The organism is Pseudomonas sp. NLJ1 (genome assembly GCF_049486705.1).
Classification (GTDB): Bacteria; Pseudomonadota; Gammaproteobacteria; order Pseudomonadales; family Pseudomonadaceae; genus Aquipseudomonas; species Aquipseudomonas inefficax.
On the sequence record NZ_CP137735.1, the window covers coordinates 2,324,508 to 2,343,203 of the forward strand.

At 64.7% G+C, this 18,696-nt stretch carries 19 protein-coding genes; 14 read left to right on the plus strand and 5 right to left on the minus strand.

Annotation, left to right across the window (positions count from 1 at the left end; translation table 11 throughout):
- Positions 1-41: 41 nt before the first annotated feature.
- Genes R9B85_RS10420 through R9B85_RS10435 form a run of 4 tightly spaced genes read right to left on the minus strand, consistent with a single transcriptional unit; the run spans position 42 to position 3,473 of the window.
- On the minus strand, positions 42-2,096 hold the full coding sequence (locus tag R9B85_RS10420; protein ID WP_133975910.1) for a methyl-accepting chemotaxis protein: 2,055 nt from the start codon (positions 2,094-2,096) through the stop codon (positions 42-44).
- Between the two features lie 11 nt (positions 2,097-2,107).
- The gene (locus tag R9B85_RS10425; protein WP_112249515.1) at positions 2,108-2,662 is read right to left on the minus strand and encodes a chemotaxis protein CheW; all 555 of its coding nucleotides are present in this window, start codon (positions 2,660-2,662) and stop codon (positions 2,108-2,110) included.
- The gene (gene pilH, locus R9B85_RS10430) at positions 2,659-3,024 is read right to left on the minus strand and encodes a twitching motility response regulator PilH (RefSeq protein WP_012274551.1); all 366 of its coding nucleotides are present in this window, start codon (positions 3,022-3,024) and stop codon (positions 2,659-2,661) included. Before pilH ends, R9B85_RS10425 begins: the two co-directional genes overlap by 4 nt.
- Positions 3,025-3,071: 47 nt before the next feature.
- Positions 3,072-3,473, minus strand: coding sequence for a response regulator (locus R9B85_RS10435; protein WP_003257770.1), 402 nt, complete (start codon positions 3,471-3,473; stop codon positions 3,072-3,074).
- A 297-nt stretch (positions 3,474-3,770) separates the two neighbouring features.
- Here R9B85_RS10435 and gshB point away from each other — a divergent pair, with 297 nt between their 5' ends.
- The 14 genes from gshB (at position 3,771) to R9B85_RS10505 (ending at position 17,797) form a co-directional block, all read left to right on the plus strand.
- A complete protein-coding gene (gene gshB / locus R9B85_RS10440; RefSeq protein ID WP_112249521.1) occupies positions 3,771-4,724 on the plus strand; it encodes a glutathione synthase in 954 nt (317 codons plus the stop codon).
- 91 nt (positions 4,725-4,815) lie between these two features.
- Positions 4,816-5,721: an energy transducer TonB gene (locus tag R9B85_RS10445; protein WP_133975914.1), complete on the plus strand. Its 906-nt coding sequence runs from the start codon at positions 4,816-4,818 to the stop codon at positions 5,719-5,721.
- Between the two features lie 171 nt (positions 5,722-5,892).
- Complete coding sequence (locus R9B85_RS10450; protein WP_112249525.1) at positions 5,893-6,462, plus strand: YqgE/AlgH family protein; 570 nt, start codon at positions 5,893-5,895, stop codon at positions 6,460-6,462.
- The gene (gene ruvX, locus R9B85_RS10455; protein ID WP_013974530.1) at positions 6,462-6,899 is read left to right on the plus strand and encodes a Holliday junction resolvase RuvX; all 438 of its coding nucleotides are present in this window, start codon (positions 6,462-6,464) and stop codon (positions 6,897-6,899) included. The genes R9B85_RS10450 and ruvX overlap by 1 nt, the downstream gene beginning before the upstream one ends.
- A gap of 49 nt (positions 6,900-6,948) precedes the next feature.
- Positions 6,949-7,467 carry a bifunctional pyr operon transcriptional regulator/uracil phosphoribosyltransferase PyrR gene (gene pyrR / locus R9B85_RS10460; protein ID WP_063912001.1) on the plus strand — a complete coding sequence of 173 codons (519 nt, stop codon included), beginning with the start codon at positions 6,949-6,951 and terminating at the stop codon, positions 7,465-7,467.
- A gap of 12 nt (positions 7,468-7,479) precedes the next feature.
- On the plus strand, positions 7,480-8,484 hold the full coding sequence (locus R9B85_RS10465) for an aspartate carbamoyltransferase catalytic subunit (protein WP_003257774.1): 1,005 nt from the start codon (positions 7,480-7,482) through the stop codon (positions 8,482-8,484).
- Positions 8,481-9,752: a dihydroorotase gene (locus R9B85_RS10470; protein WP_112249527.1), complete on the plus strand. Its 1,272-nt coding sequence runs from the start codon at positions 8,481-8,483 to the stop codon at positions 9,750-9,752. The genes R9B85_RS10465 and R9B85_RS10470 overlap by 4 nt, the downstream gene beginning before the upstream one ends.
- A gap of 212 nt (positions 9,753-9,964) precedes the next feature.
- Entirely contained in the window at positions 9,965-10,495 is a 531-nt protein-coding gene (hslV, locus tag R9B85_RS10475) for an ATP-dependent protease subunit HslV (RefSeq protein WP_025340909.1), read from the plus strand.
- A 76-nt stretch (positions 10,496-10,571) separates the two neighbouring features.
- Complete coding sequence (gene hslU, locus R9B85_RS10480) at positions 10,572-11,915, plus strand: ATP-dependent protease ATPase subunit HslU (RefSeq protein WP_003249308.1); 1,344 nt, start codon at positions 10,572-10,574, stop codon at positions 11,913-11,915.
- A gap of 163 nt (positions 11,916-12,078) precedes the next feature.
- Positions 12,079-12,456: a gamma-butyrobetaine hydroxylase-like domain-containing protein gene (locus R9B85_RS10485; RefSeq protein ID WP_003249306.1), complete on the plus strand. Its 378-nt coding sequence runs from the start codon at positions 12,079-12,081 to the stop codon at positions 12,454-12,456.
- 268 nt (positions 12,457-12,724) lie between these two features.
- Complete coding sequence (gene phaC, locus R9B85_RS10490; RefSeq protein WP_112249532.1) at positions 12,725-14,404, plus strand: class II poly(R)-hydroxyalkanoic acid synthase; 1,680 nt, start codon at positions 12,725-12,727, stop codon at positions 14,402-14,404.
- Positions 14,405-14,466: 62 nt separating this feature from the next.
- Positions 14,467-15,318, plus strand: coding sequence for a poly(3-hydroxyalkanoate) depolymerase (phaZ, locus tag R9B85_RS10495; protein ID WP_112249534.1), 852 nt, complete (start codon positions 14,467-14,469; stop codon positions 15,316-15,318).
- Positions 15,319-15,486: 168 nt separating this feature from the next.
- On the plus strand, positions 15,487-17,169 hold the full coding sequence (phaC, locus tag R9B85_RS10500; protein WP_112249538.1) for a class II poly(R)-hydroxyalkanoic acid synthase: 1,683 nt from the start codon (positions 15,487-15,489) through the stop codon (positions 17,167-17,169).
- A gap of 13 nt (positions 17,170-17,182) precedes the next feature.
- A complete protein-coding gene (locus R9B85_RS10505; RefSeq protein WP_215520509.1) occupies positions 17,183-17,797 on the plus strand; it encodes a TetR/AcrR family transcriptional regulator in 615 nt (204 codons plus the stop codon).
- 112 nt (positions 17,798-17,909) lie between these two features.
- Here the strand turns inward: R9B85_RS10505 and R9B85_RS10510 are convergent, their stop codons facing one another.
- Positions 17,910-18,695, minus strand: a complete 786-nt coding sequence (locus tag R9B85_RS10510; protein WP_207879640.1) for a phasin family protein — start codon at positions 18,693-18,695, stop codon at positions 17,910-17,912.
- Position 18,696: the final 1 nt, after the last annotated feature.

Consider the following 18,696-nt stretch of genomic DNA (forward strand, 5'->3'; position numbering starts at 1 on the left):
TTTCAGTTGAGCTCATCAGTTGAGCTCATCAGTTGAGCTCATCATTTGGGCTCTGCTGGTGGCGGCAGGGTGAACCCGGACACCGAACGGCGCATCTCGCTGGCCATGCGCGCCAGGTGGCGGATACTGTCGGCAGTGGCGCTGGAGCCGGCAGAGGTCTGCGCGGTAATCTGCTGGATGACCGCCATGGTGTGGGAGATCTGCCCGGCAGACGAAGTCTGCAGCTGGGCGGCATCGGAGATGCTGTGGATAAGGTCGGCGAGGTTCTGCGATACGCCTTCGATCTCGGCCAGCGCCACCCCGGCATCCTGGGCCAGGCGGGCACCGCGCACTACCTCGGCGGTGGTCTGCTCCATGGAGATCACCGCCTCGTTGGTGTCGGCCTGGATGGTGCGCACCAGCGCCTCGATCTGCCGGGTGGCCGACGACGAACGTTCGGCCAGGCGCTGCACTTCGTCGGCGACCACGGCGAACCCACGGCCGGCCTCGCCAGCCAGCGAAGCCTGAATCGCCGCGTTGAGGGCCAGGATGTTGGTCTGGTCGGCAATGTCGTCGATCAGGCTGACGATATCGCCGATTTCCTGGGAAGACTCACCGAGGCGCTTGATCCGTTTGGCAGTGTCCTGGATCTGTTCGCGAATGTTGTCCATGCCGTTGATGGTGTTGTGCACCACCTCGTTGCCCTTGTTGGCGATTGCCACGGAGCGCTCGGCCACCTTGGCCGACTCGTAGGCATGCGCCGAAACCCGGTCGATCGATTCGACCATGTCGCCGACCGCCTCGGATGCCTCGCTGATCTGTTCGGCCTGGTGCTCGGAGGCCTTGGCCAGCTGGCGTGCGGTGTTCTGTGTGTCCTGCACGGCAGCAGCGACCTGCACGGCGCTGTGGTTGATGGTGGCGACCAGGTCGCGCAATTGGTCCACGGAATAGTTGATCGAATCGGCAATGGCGCCGGTGAAGTCCTCGGTCACCGATACGGTCACGGTCAGGTCGCCGTCAGCCAGCTCTTCGATTTCGTCGAGCAGGCGCATGATCGCCTGCTGGTTGCGTTCGTTCTTTTCCGCCGTCTCGCGCAGCTGGCGGTTGGTGGTGCGTACCATGACCAGGCCGATGAGGATGATCGAAGCCAGCGCCAGAAGGCCCAGGGCATAACCGCCGACGGTGTCGAGCGTGCGCCCGCCGGCCAGGTTCTCGAAACCGTTGGCCAGGTGCGAGGCCTCGTCGAGCAGGGTTTGCGACAGGCTGAAGATGTTGCCCGCCGCCTCCCGCACGCGGAACAGTTCTGGCGATGTTTCGAGGATTTCATCCACCGAGCCTGCAACGAACTGGAACAGCTCGGCAATTTCAGCCAGACGCGCGCGGGCATCGGCGTCCTCTACGCGGGTCACCTGGATCGCCGCGTTGCCACTGAGCATGCCCTCGAGTACCTGGCCGAAGCGCCCGGCATCGCGGCCAAAGGCGTCGGCCGCCTGGGCCGCGGCATCGTCACCGGCCAGCACTGTGTTGACCGAGCCGAGAATGCGTTCGGCCAGCAGCAGCTGGCGCTGGGCTACCGCCACCTGGTTGGCCGGGGCACCGCTCTGCAGCAGGATCTCGACCACTTTCTCGTATTCCACCTGCAACTGCGGCACGGTCTCGGCCAGGGTCGCCGCCACCTGGTGCAGCGACAGCACGGTCTGCTCGCTGGCCAGGATGGTGTCGGTGTTCTTGCGCAGGTTTTCCCAGTCGCGGCGTACCGCTTCCATCTCGTCACGCACCGTGGGCGGCGCAGGTGGCAGGCCGGTGGACTTGTCACCTTCACGCAAATAGCCCCAGCGCCGTTCGAAATCGTTGCGCGCGTCCGATAGCAGCTTGAAGGCCAGGGCCTTGCCGGTGGCGGCTTCGGTGGCGTTCTTGGCGATGCGCTGCGACAGCACCCGCAGTTCGCCGGCGTGGCCGATGTACTGCTTGTCGTAGTTGGACTGGGTGTTCAAGTAGGCAAAGTTGGCGAACAGCAGGATGATCGACAGGATCAGGATCAGGAACAGCACGGTGATCTGCGCGATGCTGCGGGTACGCGGGGTCACGCTGGTGACGGGGGTGGCAGGCTTGTTCACGTTCGCAGGTCCTATAACGCCACATCGAGAAAGCCCGGCGCCTGGGCCAGGGCGAAGGGGCTGAAGATCGCCCAGTTGCGTTCACGCGGGAAGTGCCCCTGCACGAAGGGGGCAGCGGCGCGAATCAGGGGTTGTGGTGGCGACAATTGCAGGCTGTCCAGGGCAAAGTGCTGCAGGCCCAGCACCTCGTCCACCAGCAGGCCGACGAACAGGTCCTCGCGGTCCAGCACCAGCACCCGCCGCTGCTTGCCAGGGGCGGCGTGGCCCAGGCCGAAGAAGCTGCTCAGGTCCATCACCGGCAACAACCGGCCGCGCAGGTTGGCTACCCCGCACACCCATGGCTGCACGCCGGGGACGCGGCTGCTGCGCGGTTCGCGCAGCACCTCGGCCACCTCGCCCATGGGCGCGACGAACCATTGCCCGGCAATGCGAAAGCCGATGCCGCTCCACTGTTGCAGGCGGATATCCTGCGGCGGCTGGTCGGCGACCAGCAGGCGGCAGCGCCGGTCGATGTCCAGCAACAACTCGAAGGCGGTCAGCGACGCGCCCTGCGGGCGGGTGGTCAAGCCCCAAGCACCTCTTTGAGCTTGGCGATCAACGCGTCCTCTTCCACCGGTTTGGTCAGGAAGTCACGAGCGCCCTGGCGCGTGGCCCAGATACGGTCGGTTTCCTGGTCCTTGGTGGTGACCACGATCACCGGGATGGCGCTGGTTTCCGGGTCCTTGCTGAGCTGGCGGGTAGCCTGGAAGCCGTTCATGCCGGGCATGACGATGTCCATCAGCACCGCGTCGGGCTTGTCCTGCCGGGCCAGGGCCACGCCATCGGCACCGTTGCTGGCCTTGAGCACCTGGTAGCCGTGCTTTTCCAGCCATTCGGTCAATCGGTACATCTCTGTCGGCGAGTCGTCGACAATCAGAACTCGGGCCATGCTGTTTCCCCATCAGGAAAGAAAGACCGTGCCATGGCGGGGCGCGGTCAGGGTGCGTGTTGTTGGGCTGCGGCAAAACCGGGCACGTGGGCGCGGATCGCGTCGAGCAGTTCTTCCTTGCTGAACGGTTTGGTCAGGAACTGGTCGGAACCGACCACCCGGCCGCGGGCCTTGTCGAACAGGCCGTCACGGGACGACAGCAGAATGACCGGGGTGTCCTTGAAGGCACTGTTGTGCTTGATCACCGCGCAGGTCTGGTAGCCGTCCAGGCGCGGCATCAACACATCGACAAAGATGATGCTGGGCTGGTGGTCGACGATCTTGGCCAGGGCATCGAAGCCATCGCTGGCGGTGATCACCTCGCAGCCCGCTTCACCGAGCAACATCTGCGCGGTGCGGCGGATCGTGCGCGAATCGTCGATCACCATCACCTTCAGGGGTTGTTCCATCTCTTGGGCTACCATCGCTGCTTATGCCGAATTCCCGGGGCCGCTTCGCGCCCCTATCGCGACACAAGGCCGCTCCTACAAGGGACCGCGATCTCCTGTAGGAGCGGCCTTGCGTCGCGATAGGGCTGCGCAGCAGCCCCAAAGGCCTGTTGTATAGCGCTATGCCTGGCATTTTTAGCACACTCCGGGTGGCCGTTCCATCTGCGGCGCCCCTTGACCGGCGGCGTTCACGGCGCCACCCTGAGCCACTTTTCTTTCGATCCATCGCGGCCACCTGCCGCCAAGAGGAACCACCCCATGAGCGTTCGCCTCGGCATTGTCATGGACCCCATCGCGTCCATCTCCTACAAGAAGGACAGCTCGCTGGCCATGCTGCTGGCCGCCCAGGCACGCGGCTGGAGCCTGTTCTACATGGAGCAGCGCGATATGTACCTGGGCGCCGGCCAGGCCCGTGCACAGATGCGCCCGCTGAAAGTGTTCGCCGACCCGGCCCGCTGGTTCGAGCTGGGCGAGGAGCAGGACAGTGCGCTGGCCGAGCTGGATGTGGTCCTGATGCGCAAGGACCCGCCCTTCGACATGGAGTTCGTCTACAGCACCTACCTGCTGGAGCAGGCCGAACGCGAAGGCGTGCTGGTGGTCAACCGCCCGCAGAGCCTGCGCGACTGCAACGAAAAGCTGTTCGCCACCCAGTTCCCGCAGTGCATGGCGCCGACCCTGGTCAGCCGCCGTGTCGACATCCTGCGCGAGTTCGCCAACAGCCGTGGTGACGTAATCCTCAAGCCGCTGGACGGCATGGGCGGCGCCTCGGTGTTCCGCCACCGCAAGAACGACCCGAACCTGTCGGTGATCCTGGAAACCCTGACCCAGCATGGCAACCAGCAGATCATGGCGCAGGAGTACCTGCCGCAGATCGTCGACGGCGACAAGCGCATCCTGATGATCGACGGCGAACCGGTGGACTACTGCCTGGCGCGTATCCCGGCCAGCGGCGAGACCCGTGGCAACCTGGCCGCCGGCGGCCGTGGCGAGGCACGCCCGCTGACCGACCGCGACCGCTGGATCGCCGCCCAGGTCGGCCCGACCCTGCGCGAGAAGGGCCTGATGTTCGTGGGTCTTGATGTGATCGGCGACTACCTCACCGAAATCAACGTCACCAGCCCCACCTGCATCCGCGAGATCGATGCCGCCTACAACACCGACATCGGCGGGCAATTGATGGATGCCATTGATCGCCAGCTGAAGGCGCGCTGACCGCCGACGCACGGCTACAACCCAGAGTGGGGTATGATGCGGGTCCTTTTAGCCTGGCCTGCTACCCCGCCCTGCGGTTGCTGGAAACCCGATGACGCTGCCCGCTGACATCCCCGCCGACCTGCTGCCTCCCCGTGTTCGCCCAGTGGACCGGCTCGGCTTTACCCTGTTCCTGGCTGCCCTGGTGCACCTGGCGCTGATCCTTGGTGTCGGTTTCAGCGTGGTCAAGCCTGCCGAAATCCGCCACACCATGGACATCACCCTGGCCACCTTCAAGAGCGAGAAAGCGCCGGAGAAGGCCGATTTCCAAGCCCAGGACAACCAGCAGGGCAGCGGCACCCTGGACAAGAAAGCGGTGCCCAAGACCACCGAACTGGCACCGTTCCAGGACAGCAAGATCAACAAGATCACCCCGCCACCCGCGGCCAGGCCCGAGGTAACACCGCCGCCTACGCCCGAGAAGTCGGCAGTGGTGACCAAGGCGCCCAAGCCGCAGAAAGTCGAGCCCAAGCCGAAGGAAAGCAAGCCGCAGCCCAAGCCGGCAGCCCCGGCACCGGACTTCGACAGCTCGCAGTTGTCCAGCCAGATCGCCAGCCTGGAGGCGGAGCTGTCCAACGAGCAGCAGATGTACGCCAAGCGCCCGCGCATCCACCGGCTCAATGCCGCCTCGACCATGCGCGACAAGGGCGCCTGGTACAAGGAAGAGTGGCGCAAGAAGGTCGAGCGGGTGGGCAACCTGAACTACCCCGACGAAGCGCGTCGGCAGCAGATCTACGGCAACCTGCGCATGATGGTGTCGATCAACCGCGATGGTTCGCTGTATGAGGTACTGGTGCTGGAGTCGTCCGGGCAGCCGGTGCTGGACCAGGCGGCGCAGCGCATCGTTCGGCTGGCGGCGCCGTTTGCGCCGTTTACCGGGGATTTGGCCGAGTTCGACCGGCTGGAGATCATCCGCACCTGGCGCTTTGCCCGTGGGGACCGTTTGTCCAGTAACTGACCTGCGGTATTACGCGGTCCCTGTGGGAGCGGGTTTACCCGCGAAAGCGTCCGACTAAGCGACATCGCTGCCTGATCTGGCGCATTCGCGGGTAAACCCGCTCCCACAGGCAACGCGCAAGCCTCGTTACGCACCTTGTCAGCCTCGCCACCTGGCGCCACACTATCCCCCATGAAAACCCTCACGCCGAGCTACCTCAAGCATCAGTTCCTGATCGCCATGCCGCACATGGCCGATCCGAACTTCGCCCAGACCCTCACGTACATCGTCGAGCACAACGCCCATGGCGCCATGGGCCTGGTGGTAAACCGGCCGCAGGAGCTGAACCTGGCCGATATCCTCGAGCAGCTGCGCCCGGACGAAATGCCTCCGGCCAGCACCTTGCAGGTGCCGATCTACCAAGGTGGCCCGGTACAGACCGACCGTGGCTTCGTGCTGCACAGCAGCGAGTGCAGCTTCCAGGCCACCGTGGCGCTGGAAGGGCTGTCGCTGACCACGTCGCAGGATATTCTATTGGCCATCGCCGCCGGAGTCGGCCCGAAACAGAGCCTGATCACCCTGGGCTATGCCGGCTGGGAAGCCGGACAACTGGAAGAGGAACTGGCCGACAACGCCTGGCTCAACTGCCCGTTCGACCCGGAAATCATCTTCGGCAAGGCCAGCGACCTGCGCCTGGAAGCCGCTGCCGCCAGCCTGGGCATCAACCTGAACCTGCTGACCAGCCAGGCGGGCCACGCCTGATGGCTGAACTGCACCCTGAACTACGCCTGCTGCTGGGCTTCGACTACGGCAGCAAACAGATTGGTGTGGCCGTCGGCCAGGTGGTCACCGGCCAGGCCCGCGAGCTGTGCACGCTGAAGGCCCAGAACGGCGTGCCGGACTGGGCCCAGGTGGAAAAGCTGATTGCCGAATGGAAGCCCGACGCCATCGTCGTGGGCCTGCCGCTCAACATGGACGGCACCCCCAGCGAAATGAGCGCCCGCGCGGAAAAGTTCGCCCGCCGCCTGAACGGCCGCTTCAACCTGCCCGTGCACACCCACGACGAACGCCTGACCACCTTCGAGGCCAAGGGTGAGCGCATGGCCCGTGGCGGCCAGCGCGGCAGCTACCGCGACAACCCGGTCGATGCCATCGCCGCCGCCCTGTTGCTGCAAGGATGGCTGGAGGCCAATACCTGATCATCTTTGCCGCCGGGCGCGCCCGGCGCACCCTTCCGAGGAGCCCGCAATGAGCCTACCCAATCCCGCCGAGCTGATCCGGCAGATGGCTGACGACCTACGCGCCCACCTGGCCCGCCGGGCAATTACCGAGCCGCGCTACATCGGTATCCGCACCGGCGGCGTCTGGGTTGCCCAGGCCCTGCAGGAAGCCATGGGCGACACCAGCCCCATGGGCACCCTGGACGTCTCGTTCTACCGCGACGACTTCAGCCAGAACGGCCTGCACCCGCAAGTGCGCCCGTCCGAGCTGCCGTTCGAGGTCGAAGGCCAGCACCTGGTGCTGGTGGATGACGTACTGATGAGCGGCCGCACGGTGCGCGCCGCGCTCAACGAACTGTTCGACTATGGCCGCCCGGCCAGCGTCACCCTGGTCTGCCTGCTGGACCTGGATGCCGGCGAACTGCCAATCCGCCCGAATGTACTCGGCGCCACCCTGTCGCTGGCCGCCCATGAACGGGTAAAATTGACCGGACCCGCACCGCTCGCCCTCGAGCGCCAGGACCTCGCCTCCGCTTCCGCCCTTTAAGAGTCCCCCGCGATGACGCCAATCGACGCCAAGCGCCCGCTGCAGCTCAATGATCAGGGCCAGCTGCGCCACTTCCTCTCGCTCGACGGTTTGCCCCGCGAACTGCTCACCGAGATCCTCGACACCGCCGACTCCTTCCTGGAAGTCGGTGCCCGGGCCGTGAAGAAAGTCCCGTTGCTGCGCGGCAAGACCGTGTGCAACGTGTTCTTCGAGAATTCCACCCGCACCCGTACTACCTTCGAACTGGCGGCCCAGCGCCTGTCGGCCGACGTGATCAGCCTGAACGTGTCGACCTCTTCGACCAGCAAGGGCGAAACCCTGTTCGACACCCTGCGCAACCTCGAAGCCATGGCCGCCGACATGTTCGTGGTGCGCCACTCCGACTCCGGTGCCGCGCACTTCATCGCCGAGCACGTGTGCCCGGAAGTTGCCGTGATCAACGGCGGTGACGGCCGCCATGCGCACCCGACCCAGGGCATGCTCGACATGCTCACCATCCGCCGCCACAAGGGCAGCTTCGAGAACCTGTCGGTGGCCATCGTCGGCGACATCCTGCACTCGCGCGTGGCGCGTTCCGACATGCTGGCGCTCAAAGCGCTGGGTTGCCCGGACATCCGCGTGATCGGCCCGAAAACCCTGATTCCGATCGGAATCGAGCAGTACGGCGTGAAGGTGTACACCGACCTCGCCGAAGGCCTCAAGGACGTCGACGTGGTGATCATGCTGCGCCTGCAGCGTGAGCGCATGGCCGGTGGCCTGCTGCCCAGCGAAGGCGAGTTCTACCGCCTGTTCGGCCTGACCACCGCGCGCCTGGCCGGTGCCAAGCCCGACGCCATCGTCATGCACCCGGGCCCGATCAACCGTGGCGTGGAAATCGAGTCGGCGGTGGCCGACGGCAAGCACTCGGTGATTCTCAACCAGGTCACCTACGGCATCGCCGTGCGCATGGCCGTGCTGTCCATGGCCATGAGCGGGCAGAACGCGCAACGTCAATTCGACCAGGAGAACGCCCAGTGACCATCAGTATTCTCGGCGCCCGGGTCATCGACCCCAACAGCGGCCTGGACCAGGTCACCGACCTGCACCTGGACGGCGGCCGCATCGCCGCCATCGGCGCCGCCCCGGCCGGGTTCAGCGCCAGCCGCACGATCCAGGCTGATGGCCTGGTCGCCGCGCCCGGCCTGGTAGACCTCGGCGTGTCCCTGCGCGAGCCGGGCTACAGCCGCAAAGGCAACATCGCCAGCGAAACCCGCGCCGCCGTCGCCGGCGGCGTCACCAGCCTGTGCTGCCCGCCGCAGACCAAGCCGGTGCTGGACACCTCGGCCGTGGCCGAACTGATCCTCGACCGCGCCCGCGAGGCTGCCAACAGCAAGGTCTACCCGATCGGCGCCCTGACCAAGGGCCTGGAAGGCGAGCAACTGGCCGAGCTGGTGGCCCTGCGCGACACCGGTTGCGTGGCCTTCGGCAATGGCCTGAAGGAAATTCCCAACAACCGTACCCTGGCACGAGCCCTGGAATACGCCGCCACCTTCGACCTGACCGTGGTGTTCCACTCCCAGGACCGCGACCTGGCCCAAGGTGGCCTGGCCCATGAAGGCGCCATGGCCAGCTTCCTCGGCCTGCCAGGCATTCCGGAAACCGCCGAGACCGTGGCCCTGGCGCGCAACCTGCTGCTGGTGGAACAGACCGGCGTGCGTGCGCACTTCACCCAGATCACCAGCGCCCGTGGCGCGCGGCTGATCGCCCAGGCCCAGGCCCTGGGCCTGCCGGTAACCGCCGATGTGGCGCTGTACCAGCTGATTCTCACCGACGAATCGCTGCGCGAGTTCTCCAGCCTGTACCACGTGCAGCCGCCGCTGCGCACCGCCGCTGACCGCGACGGCCTGCGCGAGGCCGTGAAGTCGGGGGTGATCCAGGCGATTTCCAGCCACCACCAGCCACACGAGCGCGACGCCAAGCTGGCCCCGTTCGGCGCCACCGAGCCGGGCATCAGCAGCGTCGAACTGCTGCTGCCGCTGGCCATGACCCTGGTGCAGGACGGCCTGCTCGACCTGCCAACCTTGCTGGCCCGCCTGAGCAGCGGCCCGGCGGCGGCCCTGCGCCTGCCGGCCGGTGAGCTGAAAGTGGGTGGCGCGGCCGACCTGGTGCTGTTCGACCCGCAAGCCTCGACCGTGGCTGGCGAGCAGTGGTTCTCGCGCGGCGAGAATTGCCCGTTCATCGGCCACTGCCTGCCGGGTGCGGTGCGTTATACCTTGGTCGATGGGCACATCTGCCACGAGGCCTGAGTAAAGCCATTCGCGGGTAAACCCGCCCCACAGGTATTGCGCTGTCCTTGAAAACAGCGGGATCCCTGTGGGAGCGGGTTTACCCGCGAATGACCCAACACAGATCTACCTGCCCGGCCCGACCATTCATCCCCCACGGTTGAAATCCTTTCCCCCACCCCCATATGAGTCTGCATCAGGCACTTTCGCCCCGCTGCGTGGAGACTCTCCCCTTGACCACCATCGTTTCTGTCCGCCGTAACGGCAAAGTCGTCATGGGCGGCGACGGCCAGGTATCCCTCGGCAACACCGTGATGAAAGGCAACGCCAAGAAAGTGCGCCGCCTGTACCACGGCCAGGTCATCGCGGGCTTCGCCGGTGCCACCGCCGATGCGTTCACCCTGTTCGAGCGCTTTGAAGGCCAGCTCGAGAAACATCAGGGCCACCTGGTCCGTGCCGCCGTCGAGCTGGCCAAGGAATGGCGTACCGACCGCTCCCTGAGCCGCCTGGAGGCCATGCTGGCCGTGGCCAACAAGGACGCCTCCCTGATCATCACCGGCAACGGCGACGTGGTCGAACCCGAAGACGGCCTGATCGCCATGGGTTCCGGTGGCGCCTACGCCCAGGCCGCAGCCCGCGCCCTGCTGAACAAGACCGACCTCTCGGCCCGTGAAATCGCCGAAACCGCCTTGAACATCGCCGGCGACATCTGCGTGTTCACCAACCACAACCTGACCATCGAGGAGCAGGACCTGGCCGAGTGATTCAGCTGTTCTGGCGCCCCCGCCCGGTGCGGGGGCTTTTCCACGCTGACTCATCTGCCCCAGGACCCAATTGATCATGTCCATGACCCCCCGCGAGATCGTCCACGAACTCAACCGCCACATCATCGGCCAGGACGACGCCAAGCGCGCCGTGGCCATCGCCCTGCGCAACCGCTGGCGGCGCATGCAGCTCCCCGCCGAGCTGCGCGCCGAAGTAACCCCGAAAAACATCCTGATGATCGGCCCCACCGGCGTCGGCAAGACTGAAATCGCCCGCCGCCTGGCCAAGCTGGCCAATGCGCCGTTCCTCAAGGTCGAAGCCACCAAGTTCACCGAAGTGGGCTATGTGGGCCGCGACGTCGAGTCGATCATCCGTGACCTGGCCGATGCCGCGCTGAAAATGCTGCGCGAGCAAGAGATCATCCGCGTGCGCCACCGCGCCGAAGACGCCGCCGAAGACCGCATCCTCGATGCCCTGCTGCCACAGGCACGCGTGACCAGCTTCAGCGAAGAAGCCGCGCAGACCAGCAGCGATTCCAACACCCGCCAGCTGTTCCGCAAGCGCCTGCGCGAAGGCCAGCTGGACGACAAGGAAATCGAGATCGAAGTGGCCGATGCCGTGGGCGTCGAAATTGCCGCGCCGCCCGGCATGGAAGAAATGACCAACCAGCTGCAGAGCCTGTTCGCCAACATGGGCAAAGGCAAGCGCAAGGCGCGCAAGCTGAAGGTTAAAGAAGCCCTCAAGATGGTTCGTGATGAAGAAGCGAGCCGCCTGGTCAACGAGGAAGAGCTCAAGGCCAAGGCCCTGGAAGCGGTCGAGCAGCACGGTATCGTGTTCATCGACGAAATCGACAAGGTTGCCAAGCGTGGCAATGTTGGCGGTGCCGATGTGTCCCGTGAAGGCGTGCAGCGCGACCTGCTGCCGCTGATCGAAGGCTGCACTGTCAACACCAAGCTGGGCATGGTCAAGACCGACCACATCCTGTTCATTGCCTCGGGTGCGTTCCACCTGAGCAAGCCGAGCGACCTGGTGCCCGAGCTGCAAGGCCGCCTGCCGATCCGCGTGGAGCTCAAGGCCCTGACTCCTGAAGACTTCGAGCGCATCCTGCAGGAGCCGCACGCGTCGTTGACCGAACAGTACCAGGCCCTGCTCAAGACCGAAGGCCTGAACATCGAGTTCCTCGCCGACGGTATCAAGCGCCTGGCCGAGATTGCCTACCAGGTCAACGAGAAGACCGAGAACATCGGTGCCCGCCGCCTGCACACCCTGCTCGAGCGTTTGCTCGAAGAGGTGTCGTTCAGCGCTGGCGACCTGGCCAGCACCCATGACGAAGCGCCGATCCAGATCGACGCGGCGTATGTGAACAGCCACCTGGGTGAGCTGGCGCAGAACGAAGACCTGTCGCGCTACATCCTGTAAGACTGGTTTCACCTTCTTCGCGGGTAAACCCGCTCCCACAGGGTCACCACAATTCCAAGGAATGTGATGACCCTGTGGGAGCGGGTTTACCCGCGAAAGGGCCCTTGAATCCCTCGCCCATAAGCTGGAAGCTTGCTTCATCAGCTCCGGAGAGATTCTGCCCATGGCCCGCCTGCCCACCGCCATCAACCTGCACAAAGCCTCGAAAACCCTCAGCCTCACCTACGCCCCCGGCGAGGTCTACCACCTGCCCGCCGAGTTCCTGCGCGTGCATTCCCCCTCCGCCGAGGTCCAGGGCCACGGTAACCCAATCCTGCAGTTCGGCAAGATCAACGTCGGCCTCAGCGGCCTGGAACCTGCCGGCCAATATGCACTGAAACTGACCTTCGACGACGGCCATGACAGCGGCCTGTTCACTTGGGAATACCTCGAGCAGCTGTGCCTGCGCCAGGAACAGCTGTGGGCCGAGTACCTCGACGAACTGCACAAGGCCGGAAAATCCCGCGACCCCGCCGAGTCGGTGGTCAAACTCATGCTCTAGCGCAAGGCCTGAAAGGTTTAGAGCGCATTTTCTAGATTCATCTGTTTGAATGGCCTACAGACAGCCCAGTGAAGGGCTGTCTTGCGCATTACATGAAAGTCGGGTAACCAATGAGGCTGGCAAGCTCCCTGCATCCATTTGCAGGTAGACAGAACCCTCGCAGCACCGCTGTTCCTTATCACTGGTCACCCGAGTAGCAGTACCGGGCTCAGGACTGTGCACCTGTCACAGCAACCGGTACTCGTCTCAGGACAACGGAGCGTCTTAGATGAGTAACAAGAACAACGATGAGCTGCAGCGGCAGGCCTCGGAAAACACCCTGGGGCTGAACCCGGTCATCGGTATCCGGCGCAAGGATCTGTTGAGCTCGGCACGCACCGTGCTGCGCCAGGCCGTACGCCAACCGCTGCACAGCGCCAAGCATGTGGCCCATTTTGGCCTGGAGCTGAAGAACGTGCTGCTGGGCAAGTCCAGCCTTGCCCCGGAAAGCGATGACCGTCGCTTCAATGACCCGGCATGGAGCAACAACCCTCTCTACCGCCGCTACCTGCAAACCTACCTGGCCTGGCGCAAGGAGCTGCAGGACTGGATCGGCAGCAGCGATCTGTCGCCCCAGGACATCAGCCGCGGCCAGTTCGTCATCAACCTGATGACCGAAGCCATGGCTCCGACCAACACCCTTTCCAACCCGGCGGCGGTCAAACGCTTCTTCGAAACCGGTGGCAAGAGCCTGCTCGACGGCCTGTCCAACCTTGCCAAGGACATGGTCAACAACGGTGGCATGCCCAGCCAGGTGAACATGGACGCCTTCGAGGTGGGCAAGAACCTGGGTACCAGCGACGGCGCCGTGGTATACCGCAACGATGTGCTCGAGCTGATCCAGTACAGCCCCATCACCGAGCAGGTACATGCCCGCCCACTGCTGGTGGTGCCGCCGCAGATCAACAAGTTCTACGTATTCGATCTGAGCCCGGAAAAGAGCCTGGCGCGCTACTGCCTGCGCTCGCAGCAACAGACCTTCATCATCAGCTGGCGCAACCCGACCAAAGCCCAGCGCGAATGGGGCCTGTCCACCTACATCGATGCGCTCAAGGAGGCGGTCGACGCGGTGCTGGCGATTACCGGCAGCAAGGACCTGAACATGCTCGGTGCCTGCTCCGGCGGCATCACCTGCACGGCGTTGGTCGGCCACTATGCCGCCCTCGGCGAGAACAAGGTCAATGCCCTGACCCTGCTGGTGAGCGTGCTGGACACCACCCTGGACAACCAGGTCGCGCTGTTCGTCGACGAGCAGACCCTGGAAGCCGCCAAGCGCCATTCCTATCAGGCTGGCGTGCTGGAAGGCAGCGAGATGGCCAAGGTGTTCGCCTGGATGCGCCCCAACGACCTGATCTGGAACTACTGGGTCAACAACTACCTGCTCGGCAACGAGCCGCCGGTGTTCGACATCCTGTTCTGGAACAACGACACCACGCGCTTGCCGGCGGCCTTCCACGGCGACCTGATCGAGATGTTCAAGAGCAACCCACTGACACGCCCGGACGCCATGGAAGTGTGCGGCACCCCGATCGACCTGAAACAGGTCAAATGCGATATCTACAGCCTCGCCGGCACCAACGACCACATCACCCCATGGCAGTCGTGCTACCGCTCGGCGCACCTGTTCGGCGGCAAGATCGAGTTCGTGTTGTCCAACAGCGGCCACATCCAGAGCATCCTCAACCCACCAGGCAACCCCAAGGCGCGCTTCATGACCGGTGCAGATCGCCCGGGTGACCCGGTGGCCTGGCAGGAAAACGCCACCAAGCATGCCGACTCCTGGTGGCTGCACTGGCAGAGCTGGCTGGCCGAGCGTGCCGGCGAGCTGAAGAAGGCGCCGACCCGCCTGGGCAACCGTGCCTACGCCGCTGGCGAAGCCGCCCCGGGCACCTACGTTCACGAACGTTGAGCTGCAGCGCCGTGGCCCCTGCGGGGAGCCACGGTGTTCATTTCACCCCATGAGTCACGTGCATGCCGCAACCCTATATCTTCAGGACCGTCGAGCTGGACAACCAGTCCATCCGCACCGCCGTCCGCCCGGGCAAACCGCACCTGACGCCCTTGCTGATCTTCAACGGCATCGGCGCCAACCTGGAGCTGGTGTTCCCGTTCATCGAAGCACTGGACCCGGACCTGGAAGTCATTGCCTTCGATGTGCCCGGGGTCGGCGGCTCGTCCACGCCGCGCCACCCGTACCGCTTCCCCGGCTTGGCCAAGCTGACGGCGCGCATGCTCGACTACCTCGATTACGGCCAGGTCAATGTCATCGGCGTGTCCTGGGGCGGCGCCCTGGCCCAGCAGTTCGCCCATGACTACCCCGAGCGCTGCAAGAAGCTGGTGCTGGCCGCCACTGCCGCCGGTGCGGTGATGGTACCGGGCAAACCCAAGGTGCTGTGGATGATGGCCAGCCCACGGCGCTACGTACAGCCGTCGCATGTCATCCGCATCGCACCGATGATCTACGGCGGCGGCTTCCGACGGGACCCGGAGCTGGCCATGCAGCACGCCGCCAAGGTGCGCTCCGGCGGCAAGATGGGCTACTACTGGCAGCTGTTCGCCGGGCTTGGCTGGACCAGCATCCACTGGCTGCACAAGATCCAGCAGCCGACCCTGGTGCTGGCAGGCGACGACGACCCACTGATCCCATTGATCAACATGCGTCTGCTGGCCTGGCGAATTCCCAATGCCCAGCTACACATTATCGACGACGGTCATCTGTTCCTGATCACCCGGGCCGAGGCCGTCGCCCCGATCATCATGAAGTTCCTTCAGCAAGAACGTCAGCGCGCTGTCATGCATCCCCGCCCGGCTTCGGGTGTGTGAGGGCGATTTGGGGCCCTGTGGGAGCGGGTTCACCCGCGAAGAATCCAACTCGGTGCATGGCACCGGCTTCGCCGGTGTTCGCGGGTGAACCCGCTCCCACAGAGCCCCTGCTAAATCAGTGAATATGTTTAGTCATGAAGCACCAGGTCAGGACGAGGGAGTGTTGCCATGAAAGACAAACCGGCCAAAGGAACGCCAACGCTTCCCGCCACCAGCATGAACGTGCAGAACGCCATCCTCGGCCTGCGTGGCCGTGACCTGATTTCCACGCTGCGCAATGTCAGCCGTCAAAGCTTGCGCCACCCGCTGCATACCGCGCATCACCTGTTGGCTCTGGGTGGCCAGCTGGGTCGGGTGATGCTGGGTGACACACCGTTTCAGCCGAACCCGCGCGATGCGCGCTTCAACGATCCGACATGGAGCCAGAACCCGTTCTACCGGCGCGGCCTGCAGGCCTACCTGGCCTGGCAGAAGCAGACCCGCCTGTGGATCGAGGAAAGCCACCTGGACGACGATGACCGGGCCCGTGCGCACTTCCTGTTCAACCTGATCAACGATGCACTGGCACCAAGCAACTCGCTGCTCAACCCGCTGGCAGTCAAGGAACTGTTCAACAGCGGTGGCCTGAGCCTTGTACGCGGCGTGGCCCATCTGCTCGATGACCTGCGCCACAACGACGGCCTGCCACGCCAGGTCGACGAGCGCGCCTTCGAAGTGGGCGGCAACCTGGCCGCGACCGCCGGTGCCGTGGTGTTTCGCAACGAACTGCTGGAGCTGATCCAGTACAAGCCGATGAGCGAAAAGCAACACTCCAGGCCGCTGCTGGTGGTGCCCCCGCAGATCAACAAGTTCTACATCTTCGACCTGAGCTCGACCAACAGCTTCGTCCAGTACATGCTCAAGAATGGCCTGCAGGTGTTCATGGTCAGCTGGCGCAACCCCGACCCGCGCCACCGCGAATGGGGCCTGTCCAGCTACGTGCAGGCCCTGGAAGAAGCGCTCAACGCTTGCCGCAGCATCAGCGGCAACCGCGACCCCAACCTGATGGGCGCCTGCGCCGGGGGCCTGACCATGGCCGCGCTGCAGGGCCACCTGCAGGCCAAGCACCAGCTGCGCCGGGTACGCAGTGCCACCTACCTGGTCAGCCTGCTGGACAGCAAGTTCGAAAGCCCCGCAAGCCTGTTCGCCGACGAGCAGACCATCGAGGCCGCCAAGCGTCGCTCCTACCAGCGCGGGGTGCTGGATGGCGCCGAAGTGGCGCGGATCTTCGCCTGGATGCGGCCCAACGACCTGATATGGAACTACTGGGTCAACAACTACCTGCTCGGCAAGACACCACCAGCCTTCGACATCCTGTACTGGAACGCCGACAGCACGCGCCTGCCCGCCGCACTGCATGGCGACCTGCTGGACTTCTTCAAGCTCAACCCGCTTACCCACCCCGCCGGGCTGGAGGTATGCGGTACACCCATCGACCTGAAGAAGGTCGAGCTGGACAGCTTCACCGTTGCCGGCAGCAACGACCACATCACCCCGTGGGATGCAGTGTACCGCTCGACCTTGCTGCTGGGTGGCGACCGGCGCTTCGTGCTGGCCAACAGCGGGCACATCCAGAGCATCATCAACCCGCCCGGCAACCCCAAGGCCTATTACCTGGCCAACCCCAAGCTGTCCAGCGACCCGCGTGCCTGGTTCCACGATGCCAAGCGCAGCGAAGGCAGCTGGTGGCCGTTGTGGCTGGAGTGGATCACCCCGCGCTCCGGCCCGCTCAAGGCACCGCGCAACGAGCTGGGTAATGCCACCTACCCACCGCTGGGCCCGGCGCCGGGCACCTATGTGCTGACCCGATGAGCATGCCGACTGGATGAAGACTCGCGATCGTATCCTCGAATGTGCCCTGCAGCTGTTCAACCAGCAGGGCGAACCGAACGTGTCCACCCTGGAAATTGCCAACGAACTGGGCATCAGCCCCGGCAACCTCTACTACCACTTCCATGGCAAGGAGCCGTTGGTGCTGGGGCTGTTCGAGCGCTTTGAAGAAGCGCTGATGCCCCTGCTCGACCCGCCGCTGGAGGTACGCCTGGATGCCGAGGATTACTGGCTGTTCCTGCACCTGATCGTCGAACGCATGGCGCAGTACCGTTTCCTGTTCCAGGACCTGTCGAACCTGACTGGGCGCCTGCCCAAACTGGCGCGCGGCATGCGCAGCCTGATCAACGCGCTCAAGCGCACGCTGGCGGCGTTGCTGGCCAGCCTCAAGGGCCAAGGGCTGATAGAGAGCGAGACCCAGGCGCTGGGGCAACTGGTGGAGCAGATCACTTTGACACTGATGTTCTCGCTGGATTATCAGCGGGTACTGGGGCGCGAGGGGGATGTGGGGATAGTGGTGTACCAGGTGATGATGCTGGTGGCGCCGCATCTGCAGGCCCAGGCAAGGGGGGCGGCTGAGCAGTTGGCGGTGCGGTATCTGGAGGGGTAAGACTGACAGGAATGTATTGCAGCAACCGACGCATTCGCGGGTGAACCCGCTCCCACAAGGTCTGTAGTGTGCCTGTGGGAGCGGGTTCACCCGCGAATAAGGCGACGCGGTGTCAGATCAGAGTGCCGGTGCCTGTCGGTGCCGAAGGCGGGTTGCTGGCCGGAGCCGCGGTTGGTGCCGGAGCTGCGCTAGCGGCCGGAGTGGCGCTGGCCGCTGGAGCTGCCGGCTTGGCGGCCGCCGGCTTGGCCGGGGCTTTCTTCACTGCAGGCTTTTTCGCCACGGCCGGCTTGGCCGCTGCCGGTTTCGCCGCGGGTTTGGCCGCCGCAGTCTTGGCAGCAGGTTTAGCCGCTGCGGTCTTGGCTGCTGCTGGCTTGGCTGCGGGCTTGGCTGCCGCGGTTTTCGCCGCAGGCTTGGCCGCTGCCGTCTTGGCCAGTGGCTTGGCCGCCTTGCTCGCAGCCGGTTTGGCCGCAGCGCGCGACGAAATCGGCGTAACCGAAGCGCCGGTGAGCTTTTCGATCTGCTTGGTCAGGCTGTCCACCTGCTGGTGCAGGGCCTTGATCTCATTGCGGCTAGGCACGCCAAGGCGCGAAATGGCGCTGTTCAGGCGCTTGTCGAAAGCCTCCTCGAGTTCGCTCCACTTGCCCAGTGCACGGTCCTTCACGCCCGACACACGCGAAGTGGTCGACGACTTGGCAGTTTCAGCAACATCTTCGGCAGTCTTCTTCGCCTGCTTCTCGGCCTTCTCGCCATCCTTCACCAGCGAGTCGAACAGCTTGGGGCCGTCCTGGTCGATCTTCGAATAGATACCAAGCCCTGCCAGCCAGATCTTGCGGGAGTACTTCTCGATCCCGCCGACCCAGGAGCTGCCTTCTTTCTCGGAATTCTTCTTGCCAGCCATC